Origin of the sequence: Candidatus Enterococcus testudinis (genome assembly GCF_002140915.1) — a bacterium.
Taxonomy (GTDB): domain Bacteria; phylum Bacillota; class Bacilli; order Lactobacillales; family Enterococcaceae; genus Enterococcus_D; species Enterococcus_D testudinis.
The window spans coordinates 2,961,608-2,977,631 of the sequence record NZ_NGKU01000001.1; the positions used below are offsets into that span (position 1 = coordinate 2,961,608).

A 16,024-nucleotide genomic window follows, 5' to 3' on the forward strand; every position below is an offset into this window, starting at 1 on the left:
ATGACAACAGTTTTATCTATGCAAGGAATCACCAAACGATTTGGTACCGGTCATACAGAGATCACAGCGCTAAAAGGGATTGATTTTGAAGTCAAAGCCGGTGAATTTATCAGTATTATCGGGCCTTCCGGATCAGGAAAAAGTACCTTCTTAACGATCGCAGGCGGATTGCAAAATCCTACAACTGGAACGATAATGATTGGCCAACATTCCTTTACCGATTTGACAGGCAAACAACGAGCCAAAGCCCGCTTTGAAGAGATTGGCTTCATCTTGCAAAGCTCAAATTTGGTGCCCTTTTTAACGGTTCAGGAACAATTTGTTTTTGTCGACACATTAAACAAAAGCCATGAAGAAAACAAAGCTGCCGACTTGTTGCGTTCGCTGGATATTTGGGCGTTGAAAGATAAGTTTCCGAAAGAACTTTCTGGTGGCGAACGGCAACGGGTAGCGATTGCTCGGGCACTCTTCAATGACCCTGCCATCATCCTGGCTGACGAACCAACAGCCAGTCTGGATTCTGACCACGCCTTTGAAGTGGTTCAGCTATTGGCAAAAGAAGCCCACGAAAAACAAAAAGCAATCATCATGGTCACCCACGATCCCCGCATGACCCAATGGAGCGATCGAATCTATCGCATGAAAGACGGATTGTTGCAAATAGAAGCCTGAAAATACCCATTCGTTCCATAAAAATATCCAAACTAAAACTGACGCAAAAGTGACATTTGTCACCTGTTGCGTCAGTTTCTGTTTGTTATTTGACGATTGCCAAGAAATCTTCTCCTTGCAATACATCACTTTGATTCATATCTAAGACATCTAAATAGTTCGGTGTATTGGTGACAACGATTGGTGTCACTGTTGAAAAGCCGGCATTTTTGATAGTATCGATGTCGAATTTTACTAATAAATCACCACGTTTGACTTGATCGTCTTGTTTGACGAATGTTTCAAAGCCTTTGCCCTCTAACTCAACCGTATCCATGCCGATATGCATAAGGATCTCTGCCCCATCTGTCGTTGTCAGTCCTACTGCATGACCAGTCGGAAACAGTGTCGTGATCGTGCCATCTGCTGGTGCATATAAAGCACCGACAACTGGATCAATGGCTACACCTTTGCCCAAAGCACCGGATGAAAAGACTTGATCTTTGACTTCGGACAACGGCACGATTTTCCCTTCTAAAGGACTACTTAAGATCATCCGTTCATTGCCGCTACTTACGACCGGTACAGTTGGCGTATCAGATGCGTTGGTTGTGCCTGCTTCAGGTTTATCTTCAAAACGTAACACAAAGGTCAAGACAAAGGCTGCGATAAAGGCAATCGCTGTCCCAATAGATGCCGCAATCAATCCACTTAAATCTTTGGTGTCTTGTGGGATAAAGGACGGCAAACTCAAGATACTGACTAAGCCGAAGGTAAAGTTTTGTACTTGACTAAACCCAATAAAGGCACCCCCAATTGCGCCACTGATACACGCAGCGATGAATGGTTTTTTCAGCGGCAATGTTACCCCATAAACAGTCGGTTCAGTGATACCAAAGAATGCCGTGATCGTTGAAGACAACGCCAATCCTTTTAGTTTGACATTTTTTGTCATAAAGAAGACCGCTAATGCTGCGCCACCTTGTGATAGTACAGCTGGCAACAACATTGGCACCATCGTATCAACCCCGTTTTGACTTAAATTCAACAACATGATTGGTACAAAGCCCCAGTGCATGCCAAACATCACAAATACTTGCCATAATCCACCCATGACCGCGCCGGCAACAAGGGGACTGAAATCATAAATCCCTGCGTACGTACTACCTAACAAATTACCAAGAATCGTTCCCAATGGACCAACCACAATAAAGGTCAATGGCGCCATGATCAAAAACACTGCCAACGGAACACAAATGATTTGCAAGAAACTTGGAATCACTTTTTTAAAGAAACGTTCAACGTAGCTTTGCAAGAAGACTGCCAAAATGATTGGAATGACAGACGATGTATAGGCACTTGCCCCGATAATCACAGGGATACCGAAGAAATGCAACGTTTGGCCGGCCAAAGCGGTAATGTTCGGATGAACCAATGCCATCCCCAGAGAGACTGCCAAAAATTCATTGGTCTTGAATTTCTTAGCTGCCGTGAAGGCCAACATCACTGGTAGATAGGTAAACAACCCATCAGCAATTGCATATAAAACAGTATAGACACCTGACTCAGCCGTCAGCCAATTTAACGTCAGTGCCAGGGTCAAGAACCCTTTCAACACTCCAGCCCCCGCCATTGCGCCTAGAAAAGGGGTGAAAATCGATGAAATAATATCGATCAATTGATTGAAGATATTGCCTTTTTCACCTGTATCTTCAGCGGTTCCATCAAAGTTTGCGATACCATTTAATTCACGATACACATCACTGACGTGACTGCCGATCACTACTTGATACTGCCCACCGCTTTGAACAACTTGGATCACATCGTCATCTTGATTCAATGCCACTGTGTCCGCTTTTTGCTCGTCTTTTAACTTAAAGCGCAAACGTGTGGCGCAATGCACCACACTATTGACATTTTCCTTGCCGCCGACTGCTGTTAAAACGCGCGCAGCGATTTCTTTATTTGTACTCATTTATCAACACTCCTTTTTTATCTAAAAAAACCCAGATTGAAAAAACGACCATCAGTAAAAAACTACTGACTGTTGTCTTTTCAATCTGGGTCTTGCCTGCCTAACAGTAACAATCCGTTATTGATTGAATGTCTATTCCTTTTGATCATTGACCACCCGTTCGATATGGATCGTCAAATAGATCATTTCTGATTCACCGATCGACTTATCGTAGGTCTTGATCAAATAATCATTGATCCGTTGCACCGTCTGAAATGCTTTCGGGTATTTCGATTGCACAAGTGCAAATAAAAACTCATCTTTTTCACTTGATAATCCATCACTGAGATACCGCTGCGCAAAATATTGCAAATGTGTTGTGATCCGTTGGTAATGTAACGAGTCGGGATTAAAGACCCGTCCGTAAAAGCGACTGATGATTGCCAACACGTCTCGTACGATCTCGACAGCTTGCATCGTGGTTTCCATCGTACCGTTGGCTTGCTCACTGTTGACGATATGAAAGGCAATAAACCCTTTCTCGGTTTCTGGCAATGCGATACCAAAGACCTGTTCAAAATGTGCGATTGCTTTTGCAGCTACTGCATATTCCTTAGGATAGAACTTGCGGGTCTCGAACAAAAGCGGATTTGGAATCTCGATGCCTTCTTTGGCCCGTATCAAGGCATAATGGATATGATCCGTTAAGGTCAGATAAATATTTGGCGACAATTCGACCCCTAAAGTTGTCTCGGCATCATCTACCACTTGCTTGACTGCTTCGACTTCTTCGACTGGGATATCAGAAAACAATTGCTGAAATTGATTTGCGGTAAAGGTATCTTTTAGGACAAATTCTTTTTCCACAAACGCTGTATCAACCGGATCGCCCACTTTTTTCTTAAAGGCAATGCCTCGCCCCATATAAATGACTTCTTGACCGGCATCATTTGTCGAGATGACGACATTATTATTCAAAATTTTACCAATAACCATCGTTTTCCCTCACTCCAAAATAAAAAAACCTAGAATCTACCCATCAATATACGCTGGTCAATTCTGGTTTTGCCTGCCGAACAGTAACAATCCTTGTAACTGAAAGAATAATAACACACTCATTTACCATATGCAACCCTTTTCAAAAGCACTTTTCTCTTCCAATCACGATGATGTTATCCAACTAGATCAATTCACTTATACATTAATCATTCTACATATTTCTGGTGTTTTTTTATTTTTAAAAAAGGGACAAACACCTCCGCGTTTGTCCCTTGGCTCTATCTACTATTTCGACACAGACATCCGTCGCTCTTTGATGGCACGTCCCAATGTGCCGTATGTGAAAACAGCAATCCCGAACCAAATAAAGGCAAACGCAGAAAACTGCGCCACTGTATAGGTTTCATGGAATAAAAAGACTGCCAATAACAGCATGATCGTGGGATTGATGTATTGGATAAAGCCCAACGTGATATAAGAAATGCTTTTGGCCGCTTCCGCAAACAACAGCAATGGAATCGCCGTCACAACGCCCGCACCCGCGAGTAAAAGGTTGGTTTGCAAGGGATAATCCATGAACGCCACGGTTGAAAAGCCAAACATGTACACAAGGGCAAATGGCAATATAATCCCCGTTTCCACTGTCAGGCCCGTGACAGAGCTGATTGGAATGCGACGCTTGATCAATCCATAAGTACTGAACGAAAAGGCCATGATCAAAGAGGCATATGGAATACTTCCCGTTTGGATCGACAGCATGATCACCCCGATACTTGCCAACAGACAGGCGATGAGCCCAGAGCGACTCAGACGCTCTTTTAAAAATACTGTTGCCAGCAAGACATTGACTAATGGATTGATATAATATCCTAAGCTCGCTTGCATCACATGCCCTGCGCTGACAGCAAAAATGAATGTAAACCAATTGATTGAAATCAAGACAGATGCCAATGTAATCAAACCAGCATAAGCCTTGTTTCGCCATAACAAGCGCAACTCCGCTATGAATTGCTGCCGTTTACCCGACAGTAGAATAAACACCATCATAAAGACGAACGACCATAAAATACGATAACACATCGTCGCTAGCGGGGAGACCCCAACGACCAATTTCCAATACAGCGTGATCAATCCCCATAAAACATACGCCGACAACCCATAATATATCCCTTTATTTTTCATTTATTGTTTGATTTTTCTGAGGACCGACAACCAATCGATCAGGAGAAAAATACGCCTCCTCTTGTATAAGTTATCTTATTATAGCCGAAAACTTGAGATTTCATATCCTTTTCAGAAAAAAAGACGAACAAAGCATCAGCTTTCTTCGCCTTTTCATTTTAATGGAACAGATTTATTCGATTGGTTCTTCCAATCCTTCGACCCAAACTGGCGCTTCCTTCTTTTTGTCACGAATCAAAAATAGACCTGTTGCAAAAAGCAGACCAGAAGCAATCGTCATCAGTAAAAATGAGACATTCATCCCATGAAGCAAGGCAGCTGTCCCAGACAATGTCGTACTTTTTTGCGCAACACTGTTCATGATACCAACAAATAACGCTGTACCGATTGCACCAGCCACTGTACGTAATGATGTCAAAAGCGCTGTCCCATGCGCGGTCAGTTCCGGCGGGATATTTTTATTGCCCCACGTAACAAACGGCATCAATAAACAACCAGTCGCCGCACAACGTAAGACATTTAAGCCAACAGCCAACCAAATACTTGAATCCATATGAACAAAATACATGCCAATATTACTTAATACGAGTGAACCACCACCAACGATCGTTAACAAGCGGATACCGATTTTGTCATAAATACGGCCGGCAATTGGACTGAGAAAGGCCGACACCAAAGAACCCGGCAAAATCACCAACCCAGAAATCGTGGCTGACTTGCCTAAAATCGATTGTACATAGAGAGGCATCAACATCGCCGAGCCCATTAAAACCAAATACAGCATGATACTGCCAAAGACACTGATTGCATATTCTTTGGTTTTCAGGACCCGCAAATCTAGAAACGGATTGGCTGATTTAAACTGACGCAAAACAAACCAGAGGCCACCCAGCAGACCAATCCCTAATGAACCCAATACAGGCAGACTAACAAATCCATAACTGCCGATATTCCCAAAGCCCAGCGTGATTCCGCCAAATGCAAACGCACTTAAGACAAAAGAGAGTTGGTCAAAACGACTCTTCGCTGTCGGCAAGACATCATCAAATACACGAATAGCCCAGATCAGTGAAAGTAAGACGATAGCTGCAACAATATAAAAAATCGCATGCCAGTTCAAACGGTCGACGATTAGCCCTGCCAAGGTTGGCGCAATCACAGGAGCAGCGGTAATTGATAATCCATACCACCCCATGACGACACCGATACGATTCATTGGATAGATCGTCAATAAGATGACTTGCGCCATCGCCGTCAAAATGCCATTACCGATTGCTTGCAAGATCCGGGCTGCCATCATGACATAAAAGTTTGGCGCAGCCGCACACAACAATAGACCAATCAAGGCAATCGCCAACGCCGATAAGTATAGTTTCTTCGTTGGTACACGATTCATCAAGTAGGCCGTCAACGGCATCACGATCGCCATTGCCAACGAGTACCCGCTAGTCAACCATTGACCAGTGGTCACCGAAATAGACAAATCGGTGACAATTGCAGGCAAAGCCGTCGTTAATGCAGTAGCCAACATCGATACCGCAATACAAGTAATCATCAAATTGATAAAAATCAATGTACGTTGTCGTTCTGTTCGTTCAGTGTGTTGTATAGTCTGTTCATTTCCTTCATTCAGGTCGCTCAATCCATGTGCGCCTCCTTCTCATAATAAAAACGTTCAATTTTGGCTAGGCCTTCACCAAAAGCTTGTTTCTCCTCTTCCGATAAATAAGTCAGCATTTCAGTATGGGCCTTGCTGCGTTTGTCTTTCATCAGTTGGGCTTCTGCTTTGCCTGCTTCTGTCAACGAAATCAGATGACTGCGCTTGTCTGTTGGATCGACTTCTTTATTGATCAAGCCCTTTTCCGCTAATTTTTTGATCAACTCGCCGGTAGAGGTTGAACGGATTGCAAGATACGCAGCCAAATCTTTTTGCGTCAACGTGCCTTTTTCATCCAACACGATCAAACAATTAAACTGTCCGCGTCCAGGCATAAAATGGCCATATTTTTTTTCGGCGTAGCGTCGATTCAATTTGTATACTTCGAATAAGCGCTCGACAATGTCTAATTCTGAATAAGCCATCATGTTCCTCCTCTCTTCTCATTCTGTTCTTGCACTATTCTTCATAAAACTTGCTATGTAAACGGTTCTTGCAATGAAACGCAATTAGATAGGTACCTATTTAAAAGTCCGTTTTCTATTTTACCGAGGTACCTATCTATTGTCAAGGGCCCTCCCATGGTTTTACTCATACTGATCCATAACAAAAAAAAGCATTGAGTCAGACACAACTCAATACTTGATCAACTAAGCTTTATTCGATTCAAAATCAGCCAACAATTGCCGCACTTCATCGGTTGACTTGGTATTCATCAGTTTTCCACGCAATTCGCTGGCTCCAGGAAAGCCTTTGACATAGATTTTGAAAAAGCGGTGCAAACCAGCGATTGAACGTGGCACCATTTGCGCATAATGGTCTTGCAGATCCAATTGCAAATGCAGCAGGCCCAATAATTCTTCTGATGTATGCTCTTTCGGTTCTTTTTCAAAGGCATAAGGATTCTTAAAAATCCCCCGACCAATCATCAAGCCGTCTACCCCATACTTCTCAGCTAAAGCCAGGCCTGTTTGACGATCTGGAATATCCCCGTTGATTGTCAGCTTCGTTTGCGGTGCAATCTTATCTCTCAAAGCAACCACTTCTGGAATCAATTCCCAGTGGGCATCTACTTTACTCATCTCTTTACGCGTGCGCATATGGATCGACAAGTTGGCAATATCTTGTTGCAAAACATGGGTCAACCAAGCCTCCATTTCACCTAACTCTGTATACCCTAATCGCGTTTTGACACTGACAGGCAGACCGCCTGCTTTGGCTGCTTGGATCAATTCTGCGGCCACTTCTGGACGTAGAATCAAGCCACTGCCCTTCCCACGACCAGCGACATTAGGAACAGGACAGCCCATATTGATATCGATTCCTTGAAAGCCCATTTCAGCCAGTCCGATACTCATTTCTCGGAAGAATGCGGGTTTATCTCCCCAAATATGCGCCACCATCGGCTGTTCATCTTCGGTAAACACCAGACGGCCACGGACACTATCCCGACCTTCTGGATGACAATAACTATCTGAATTGGTAAATTCGGTGAAGAACACATCCGGCGCACCGGCTGCTTGCACCACATGACGAAAAACAACATCTGTCACATCTTCCATTGGTGCCAAAACGAAAAAAGGCGAAGGTAATTCAGCCCAAAAATTTGTTGTCATGATCTACGCTCCATTTCTTTGACCTCGGATCATCTATATCCGCTTTGCAAAACAAGGTTATTATACAAGGAATGAGCGAAAGAAGCAAAATTTGGCGCATCAGAAGATAGTTATTCGCTATATTTGACGATGAAAACTCTATTTTGGTATACTACGTGAACGCTAGATTGACGTGGTCATTCTGGTAAGAAAGTTACCATTGGTATATGTTAGAAAAGAGGATGGTTGGATGAAGAGATTTCCGTTTCAAAGTTTTGTGTTGATCTTGATTGCATTTATTTTAGGGTTTAGTGAGTTTATTATAGTAGGGATTTTAAATGGAGGAGCGGGTCTCATGCCTACAGGAGTCATTATCAACGCGTTGTCTGTCTTACTCGGTGGACTACTTGGCGGTTTTTTAGGAGAAAAATTGCCAGAAAAATTTAAAACAGAAATCAATTTGGTCTTTGGTGCTTGTTCGATGGCCATGGGGATTTTTGCCATCGCCCCTATGAAGTATATGCCAGCCGTTATTTTCGCGATGGTGATCGGAACTGGTTTTGGTTTAGCGATCCATTTGGGAGATCTCATCAATAAAGGTGCCAGAATGATGCAAAAACCAATCGCCAAAATCGTGCCTAACGAAAGTATCAGTCTAACGGAAGACGAATTCATGAGCACATTGATCACAGTGATCGTTCTGTTTTGTGCCAGCGGAACCGGTATTTATGGTAGCTTAGATTCGGGGATGACGGGTGACAGTTCTGTCTTGATTGCTAAATCAATTTTAGATTTTTTTACAGCAGCGATTTTTGCTTGTAATCTAGGATTTGTGGTTTCAGTGATTGCGATTCCTCAATTCATTATCTTTTTCATGCTCTTCTTATTGGCCAAATTCATCTTCCCACTCACAACACCGGATATGATTTTGGACTTTAAAGCTTGCGGCGGCATCTTAATGTTGGCGACTGGTTTCCGGATGATCAAAGTCAAAATGTTTCCTGTTGCCGATATGATCCCGGCGATGATTTTGATTATGCCTTTTAGCTGGATGTGGGTCAATTGGATTTTACCTTTGCTATAAAGCTTTATCCTTCTACAAGCAAAAAAGCTGACGCCTAAACGGGACAGCTTTTTTTGCTTTATTCAGTTGCTTCCGTTTCAATACCAACATAGCGAATCTCTGCTGTTTCTTTATAGGTGTCTGCTGTTTGCGGCTCTTTTTCGATTGCCTCGATCACCGTTCGATCATCTGTCGCAACAAACAGTCCTACCTCATTGCCTTGAGGCGTTGCGTATGGGATATACGCAGCATACGTCAAATCACTTACATAAGTATTACCTGTAGAAAGATTGCCGTCCTTCGCTGTCTGAATCTTTATATCTTGTTCTTTGGTTCCTTCGATGCCAAATGTCACTAACCAATCTTCTGTGTAGTCATTTATTTGCTCTTCATTACTCAATAATTGCTTATTTTCCTCATCTGGGTTTCGCAAAGTAACCTGAAAGACCCCTGCTTCTTCTTTGACCAAAAAGGTCGTATGGGTATCGTCGGTAGCCTCTACGTATTCTGATAAGGTACTTTTGTTGCCCATTACATCAGGAAAGAACCACCAAATGCCGCCACAGATAACCAATCCCACAGCTAGCACACCGGCTAACCAACCAAGCCACTTTTTCATATGTGTCCTCCTTACGAATGTCCTATTTTTTTCAGTATACGTTTTCAAATGATAGTTATCAATCATTATCGTAAAAAAATATTTTAAAAATATGGAAGACTATTGGTCGTGAAAAACATATAGGTAACAAAGGCCCTCCCTCAAAAACCAAGGACAGCCTTCTCTTTTGCGGTATAATCGCGCATCTTTTGTAAAATTTGTTCCGCATCAGGATCTGTGTATATCGCCAATTTATGATCGATCTCGACTAAGTTTTCCTGCAATTTCGTCAATTCTTCTTCCACTTTCTTGCGATGGTTCTCCATTAATGTTCGCCGTTGGGCTGCCGTTTGCGGGCCTGCCATGCAATAGTCGATATAGGTACGAATATCTTTGATCGACATCCCCGTATTTTTCAAACAACAAATCGTAAGAATCAATGACAAATCTGATTCTGTAAATGTCCGGTAACCAGAAGAATTTTTGACCACAAAAGGCATCAAGCCTTGTTTGTCATAGTAACGTAGGGTATAAACAGATAAGTCAAACATCTCGGCTACTTCTTTGATTGAATAGGTCATCTTTTTCCCTCTTTTATATTTTTTTGATCATTTCGCTTTCCCTAGAGTATACTCTAGGGTTTACGATTTGGCTATCAAAGAAATAGACAAAGCAACATTTGCTTGCTTTTAGGAGGAAATCATAATGACAGATACAGTTTTAGTCACTGGCGGAACAGGTTTTTTGGCTTCTCATATCATTTATCAATTGTTACAACAAGGCTATCAAGTGAAAACCACGGTACGGTCAATGAAGAGCCAAGATCAAATCTTGCGTACCATGAAAGAAAATGGCATCACTCCATTGGATCGCTTGTCATTCGTAGAGGCGGACTTAGCCAAAGATGCGGGTTGGCATGAAGCAATGGCTGATTGCAGCTATGTCTTCAGCGTAGCCTCTCCAGTATTTTTTGGAAAAGTCACAGACGAAGCTGAAGTGATCCGTCCGGCAACGGAAGGCATCATCCGCATCTTGCGGGCAGCCAAAAACAGCCCTGTTAAACGAGTCGTTATGACATCTAACTTCGGTGCAGTTGGTTTTAGCAACCTAGACAAACAGACCACAACCACTGAAGCCAACTGGACTGATCCCGATGAATCCGGACTATCGATTTATGAAAAGTCAAAATTGCTGGCTGAAAAAGCTGCGTGGGATTTTGTGACAGCCGAACACCCTGAATATACTTTTGCAACAGTCAATCCAGTCGCCATCTTTGGCCCATCTTTGAATCAACATGTATCAGGCAGCTTTACGTTGTTAGAAACATTGTTGGCAGGCAAAGACAAACGATACCCCAATATCCCATTGAATATTGTCGATGTCCGGGATGTAGCAGCGATCCATCTTTTGGCTATGTTTACACCAGCGGCTGCCGGACAACGCTTTATTGCTTCTTGCGACGGTGAAATCACGATGAAAGAAATCGCTGCAATCATCCGAGAACAACGACCACAATTGGTTTCACGTGTAACAACCAAACAAATCCCCACATGGGTCATTCGTTTCGGCGCGTTATTTAATCAGCAGGCAAAAGAAGGCGCCCTTTTCTTAAAGATGAATCGTCGCGTCAGCAATCAAAAGGCCAAAGAAGTTTTGGGCTGGCAGCCATTAGCTGATAATCAAGCAGCGGTTTTAGCGGCTGTTGATAGCTTGATTGCATCTGAGGAAACACAATAAAATGGTTATATCAGTTCTTTGAAAACCTGATCAATGGTTCCTCGGTCATAATCCAAAATCCAATCATTGAACTTGTGATAGATTGCTTGTTGTTGCTGGATATTATCCGACCAAATGTCGCAGCCACGATCATCGTAAATAGTCAAAAGTGTATGTTTCTTAGTCTCGTAGAAAACCACAGCATTGGTTATCCTTAGTTTGCCAGGTTTCTTAAAGTCTTCATAACAGATTCCATCAATCAGTTTGGTTTTTCTTACATTGACTAAAGGTGTTTCCACAACCGTGATCGATGTTTCATCTGTATAATATTCTTTGAACGAATCTGTCATGAAATGATCAATAATTGTAAAATAATTGCGGTGTAGAAACTTCCTAAAGAATCCTTTCTTTGAACAGGCAGCATCGAAGAAAATCATTTGGATATTTTCGCTATCATGAAAGACTTCTTCAAATAATCGATGGGCACGTTTTTTGCCGTTTTCTATTTGCTGATCGTAATCAGTTTCTCTGCCATGGGCCAATTCAAAACGAATATTTTCTTTTAACGGATACGTATGGTGATGTTGCTGATAGATATCTCGTATGATCTGATTCATCTTAAGCCTCCATTCACATAGTCAGTTATTTAGTTTAGGATACCATATAGGCAGGTGCATGTGTTGAAAACAAAAACAGTTTGGGCTTAAGCCCAAACTGCTCATTCTTTACGCTAACTTCTCTATTCTTACTGGGCCATCTCATCCACCAATTGTTCTAACCCAGTCAATGCTTGATAGCCATAGCCGAACAAGTAGTTATAATCCAATGCATACACTTGTTTGTTCTTGATTGCCTTCATACTAGATAGTTTTTCGTTCTCATACAGCCCTTTGATGATTTCATCGCCAGATACACTGCCTTCGATCGTTGACCAATCTCCTACAATCAATATATCCGGATCAGTTTCAATCAATGTTTCAACGCTGACTTCACCTGAATAATCTTTGAAGACATTGTCCAGCTTGATCATCTCGAAATTACTATTAAAGAAAGATTCATCTTGCGCAGCATACACACTGACCTCACTTGGATCAGACATAAACAAATGGGCAAACGTTTGGACATCTTTATCTGCTACCTTATCTTCCAAGACTGCTTGCCTGTCTTTTAACTCTTGTTCAAACGCAGCAGCTGCTTCGGGCACATCAAAGATTTTGCCTAGATTTTCAATATCTTTATACACAGAATCGAAAGTCGCACCCGTGACTGATGTTTCTTGCACATAGGTTGGAATGCCCATTTCATTCAATGAGTCTACAGTACCAACGCCCCAATCTTGATTGTCAAATAAACCACCACGACCGTAAATCATATCAGGATCGACACTCAAGGCAGTCTCTTTGCTGATATAATCGCTACCTAAGTTATTCAATTCAGCATACTCTGCGGCAACTGATTCATCCGCCGCGCCAAATGTCGCACCGACACCAGCGATTCGATCTTTCAATCCCAAATGCAACAATAATTCTGCTGCTGGCTGCGAATTTGCCAGCACTTTTTTTGGTGCTTCTGTAAAGGTTTGGTCTTTTGCCGACCACTCTGAACCGCCTTCAGCTTTTGCATAGTTGCTGATTGTTAGTGGATAGGTACTCTCAACAGCACTTGAAGAAGCAGCCGTTGTCTCGCTGTCCCCACTGCTGCATGCACTCAATGTTACCAAAACCAATCCTAAGCCAATCATTTTTCCCCATTTATTCATCTTCTTGCTCCTTTTCAAAATAATAATGAAACCCTAATCCGCCAGTGATTGGATGATGATAAATACTGCACTTTACCCCATAGATTCCTTCGATCAGACTTTCGGTCAATAACGTTTCTGGTGTACCGCAACCAATCACTTGCCCATCTTTTAACGCATAGATGATATCGCAATAATTGGCCGCCTGTTCCAAATTATGCAAAGCAGCCAATATGCCGATATTCAACGCTTTGACTGTTTCTAAAATATCCAGTTGATATCTGATATCTAAGTGATTGGTGGGTTCGTCAAGAATCATGAATCTCGGCTCTTGCGTGATAGCTCGTGCTAAAACGACCCGTTGTTTTTCGCCACCAGACAAGGATAGATAACTGCGCTTTTTGTAGCGGATTAACCCTGTTTTTTCGAGGGCTTGCTCGACCAGATCGAAATCCGCCTGGGTATCTTGCTCCAATAGTGATTTGTGGGGCGTCCGACCCAAAAGAACCATCTGTTCCACTGTGAGATCAAAACTTAATTCATTGAACTGGCTGACAACACTTACTTGCTGCGCCACTTTTTTTTCAGTACTTTTTAAAATATTCATGTCCCCAAGGTGGATCTCCCCACTGTCAGGTTTCAATGTTTTGTATATAGCTTTCAATAAGGTGGATTTGCCGCTGCCATTCGAGCCTATTAAACCGACAAATTGTCCTTCTTGTGTTTGCACCGAGATATCCTTTAAAATCTGCTGATCACCGATTGTGAGATTGAGTGCATCGACTGTTAATTTCATCCACTTTAACCTCCAAAGTTATATTGTCGTTTGACAATAATATAAATAAAAATCGGTGCACCGATAATGGCCGTGATGATCCCGATCGGTAATTCTACACCATGCAATGTGGCACGAGCGATCACATCCGCCCAGATCAAGAAAAGGGCGCCGGTCAACGCCGTCATCGGCATCAATAAACGATGGTCTGAGCCGCTGACGCCACGGACGATATGAGGGATAATCAATCCCACAAAACCAATCATCCCGGAATTAGCCACAATGATACTGGTCAACAATGCAGCCAAAATCATATAAAGGCGTCGATAAAACGTCAGTTTGACCCCTAAAGTCGACGCGACTTCATCTCCCAATAATAACGTATTCAAAATCCGGTATTGCGATAAGAAAAAGACCGTAACGATCGAGACGATCAACACAATAAACGTCAACTTGTTCCAAGAGGCCGAAGCCAAACTACCCATTGACCAAAAAGCCACCGTTTTCATTCCTTCGGCATTGCTGGCTAAGTAGACAATCAAATTCGACACTGAGCTGCATAATGCACTGACGATTGTGCCTGAAAGAACGAGCTTGGTAGAAGTCATTCTCCCGCCGATACTGGAAAGGACCAGGACCAAAATAGTCGCCAGACCCGCCCCAACAAATGCACCGAAAGAAAGACCCAATTGCAGAACCAGTGCTGAACCGCCAAATCCAACCAAAATCGCGAAGGTTGCACCTAGTGAGGCACCAGATGAAATACCTAAAATATATGGATCTGCCAAGGGATTTTGGACGACTGCTTGCATCACAGCCCCACTGATCGCCAGACCCATTCCAACGAAAATCGATAACAACACCCGTGGTGCCCGCACAAACCAAACAATATTGGCGTTGGCTTCTGATAATCCAGCTATACTGCCATAAAGGCCGTTGCTTAATTTGTAAAATAAAATTTGGTACACTTCACCTATTGATATATCTGCTTGACCATTGGCCAAGGCAATTCCTACAGATAGTAAGATAGCCACTATCAGTAGCGCAAAAATTGTGGTGGACACGAACCACCGATTTGTTTTGATTATTCCGACCGACATGTATTTATCCCCTTTGATACCCAACAACGATAGACAATGTTCTGTGTATGATTGTGCAAACGCATATGAGAATCTAATAATTGCAAATGAGAATCACTCTCAATGATTGAGTTTATTATAAGTAAAAGCCTCACAAATGTAAATAATTTTCTGAAAATTCACTAATAAATATTTCATTTACCTCTTATTTACCAAGATAGTCCCTATCTTTGACCGCAAAAAAAGGCACATACCAGACTGTGCCTTTTTTATATGCTGCTTTATATTGGATCGTTTCTTTACTTAGACATCCCATTTTCTTCGCTCTGCCTGCGCCAAATAGGGTTGCGGTGTCGGATAGGCAATCAATTCGATTGTTGAGCCCCACGGTGTTCGACAATAACAGAATTGGTTGCCCGCACCAGCTTCGATCCCGCCTAAATCAGTGGGATCCGCATTTCTTTTTCCACCGGCAGCCTCAACTTTCGCTACTGCTTCTTGGATATCATCCACCTTGAATGCGACATGCTGCCAGCCATAATCAGAAGGGGCGACTGGTCCGGCTTGATTCGGTCCAACAAATTCGAATAATTCGATTTGCGGGCCATTCGGCAAACCAATCATACGAATGGCCCGTTCTGCCATATCGTTTGGAATACCTAAGCGTTTTTTGGTAAATGCAGCATCCTTGATCAGCTCTGTTTTTTTGTACGTATCATAAATAACAGTTGCATCCAAAGCCTCTGAAAAAAACTGTGTGGCTTCATCTAAATTCGGTACAGTCAAACCAATATGATCGATGCCGTGCATATTATTGTTCATGATCCTCCCCCATTCTCACTTTTTTCAATCGTTCCTTTTCATAGTGCACAAGAAGGAATGTATCTGTCAAACATAAAACATCGCGTAAAAATACATTTTATTTACTTTAAACAAATAAACAAACCCTTTATTGAAGCAGGGTTTGTTTATTCTTGGGTCTGTTTTGATCCACGATCACATAAGATAGATCAAGTC

16 protein-coding genes are annotated in these 16,024 nt (G+C 42.4%); 3 read left to right on the forward strand and 13 right to left on the reverse strand.

Annotation, left to right across the window (positions count from 1 at the left end; genetic code table 11):
* Positions 1–672, forward strand: a complete 672-nt coding sequence (locus A5886_RS14420) for an ABC transporter ATP-binding protein (RefSeq protein WP_086275775.1) — start codon at positions 1–3, stop codon at positions 670–672.
* Between the two features lie 85 nt (positions 673–757).
* On the opposite strand, the gene A5886_RS14425 is transcribed toward A5886_RS14420, so the two are convergent.
* The 6 genes from A5886_RS14425 to A5886_RS14450 all read right to left on the reverse strand — a co-directional run bounded on the left by A5886_RS14425 (position 758) and on the right by A5886_RS14450 (position 8,059).
* A complete protein-coding gene (locus tag A5886_RS14425) occupies positions 758–2,626 on the reverse strand; it encodes a beta-glucoside-specific PTS transporter subunit IIABC (RefSeq protein WP_086275776.1) in 1,869 nt (622 codons plus the stop codon).
* 132 nt (positions 2,627–2,758) lie between these two features.
* On the reverse strand, positions 2,759–3,601 hold the full coding sequence (licT, locus tag A5886_RS14430) for a BglG family transcription antiterminator LicT (RefSeq protein ID WP_086275777.1): 843 nt from the start codon (positions 3,599–3,601) through the stop codon (positions 2,759–2,761).
* Positions 3,602–3,889: 288 nt separating this feature from the next.
* Complete coding sequence (gene rarD, locus A5886_RS14435; RefSeq protein WP_086275778.1) at positions 3,890–4,786, reverse strand: EamA family transporter RarD; 897 nt, start codon at positions 4,784–4,786, stop codon at positions 3,890–3,892.
* 172 nt (positions 4,787–4,958) lie between these two features.
* Positions 4,959–6,359: an MDR family MFS transporter gene (locus tag A5886_RS14440; RefSeq protein WP_306297906.1), complete on the reverse strand. Its 1,401-nt coding sequence runs from the start codon at positions 6,357–6,359 to the stop codon at positions 4,959–4,961.
* A 65-nt stretch (positions 6,360–6,424) separates the two neighbouring features.
* Positions 6,425–6,868, reverse strand: a complete 444-nt coding sequence (locus tag A5886_RS14445; RefSeq protein ID WP_086275779.1) for a MarR family winged helix-turn-helix transcriptional regulator — start codon at positions 6,866–6,868, stop codon at positions 6,425–6,427.
* A gap of 225 nt (positions 6,869–7,093) precedes the next feature.
* The gene (locus A5886_RS14450; RefSeq protein WP_086275780.1) at positions 7,094–8,059 is read right to left on the reverse strand and encodes a tRNA dihydrouridine synthase; all 966 of its coding nucleotides are present in this window, start codon (positions 8,057–8,059) and stop codon (positions 7,094–7,096) included.
* Positions 8,060–8,393: 334 nt separating this feature from the next.
* Here A5886_RS14450 and A5886_RS14455 point away from each other — a divergent pair, with 334 nt between their 5' ends.
* Positions 8,394–9,122, forward strand: a complete 729-nt coding sequence (locus A5886_RS14455; RefSeq protein ID WP_086276080.1) for a DUF554 domain-containing protein — start codon at positions 8,394–8,396, stop codon at positions 9,120–9,122.
* A 58-nt stretch (positions 9,123–9,180) separates the two neighbouring features.
* Here the strand turns inward: A5886_RS14455 and A5886_RS14460 are convergent, their stop codons facing one another.
* Both A5886_RS14460 and A5886_RS14465 read right to left on the reverse strand, forming a co-directional pair.
* Entirely contained in the window at positions 9,181–9,720 is a 540-nt protein-coding gene (locus tag A5886_RS14460; protein WP_086275781.1) for a hypothetical protein, read from the reverse strand.
* 140 nt (positions 9,721–9,860) lie between these two features.
* Positions 9,861–10,280 (reverse strand): MerR family transcriptional regulator, encoded by a 420-nt coding sequence (locus A5886_RS14465; protein WP_086275782.1) that lies wholly within the window; start codon positions 10,278–10,280, stop codon positions 9,861–9,863.
* Positions 10,281–10,404: 124 nt separating this feature from the next.
* Between A5886_RS14465 and A5886_RS14470 the strand changes: the two genes are divergently transcribed.
* A complete protein-coding gene (locus A5886_RS14470; RefSeq protein WP_086275783.1) occupies positions 10,405–11,436 on the forward strand; it encodes an SDR family oxidoreductase in 1,032 nt (343 codons plus the stop codon).
* A gap of 5 nt (positions 11,437–11,441) precedes the next feature.
* Here A5886_RS14470 and A5886_RS14475 read toward each other — a convergent pair whose 3' ends face one another.
* From A5886_RS14475 to A5886_RS14495, 5 genes are all read right to left on the reverse strand, one after another.
* Complete coding sequence (locus tag A5886_RS14475; protein ID WP_086275784.1) at positions 11,442–12,032, reverse strand: DUF3885 domain-containing protein; 591 nt, start codon at positions 12,030–12,032, stop codon at positions 11,442–11,444.
* A 128-nt stretch (positions 12,033–12,160) separates the two neighbouring features.
* A complete protein-coding gene (locus tag A5886_RS14480; protein WP_086275785.1) occupies positions 12,161–13,174 on the reverse strand; it encodes an ABC transporter substrate-binding protein in 1,014 nt (337 codons plus the stop codon).
* Positions 13,167–13,949, reverse strand: coding sequence for an ABC transporter ATP-binding protein (locus tag A5886_RS14485; RefSeq protein WP_086275786.1), 783 nt, complete (start codon positions 13,947–13,949; stop codon positions 13,167–13,169). The genes A5886_RS14480 and A5886_RS14485 overlap by 8 nt, the downstream gene beginning before the upstream one ends.
* A gap of 5 nt (positions 13,950–13,954) precedes the next feature.
* The gene (locus A5886_RS14490) at positions 13,955–15,028 is read right to left on the reverse strand and encodes a FecCD family ABC transporter permease (protein WP_086275787.1); all 1,074 of its coding nucleotides are present in this window, start codon (positions 15,026–15,028) and stop codon (positions 13,955–13,957) included.
* 282 nt (positions 15,029–15,310) lie between these two features.
* A complete protein-coding gene (locus A5886_RS14495; protein WP_086275788.1) occupies positions 15,311–15,829 on the reverse strand; it encodes a VOC family protein in 519 nt (172 codons plus the stop codon).
* Between the last annotated feature and the right edge of the window lie 195 nt (positions 15,830–16,024).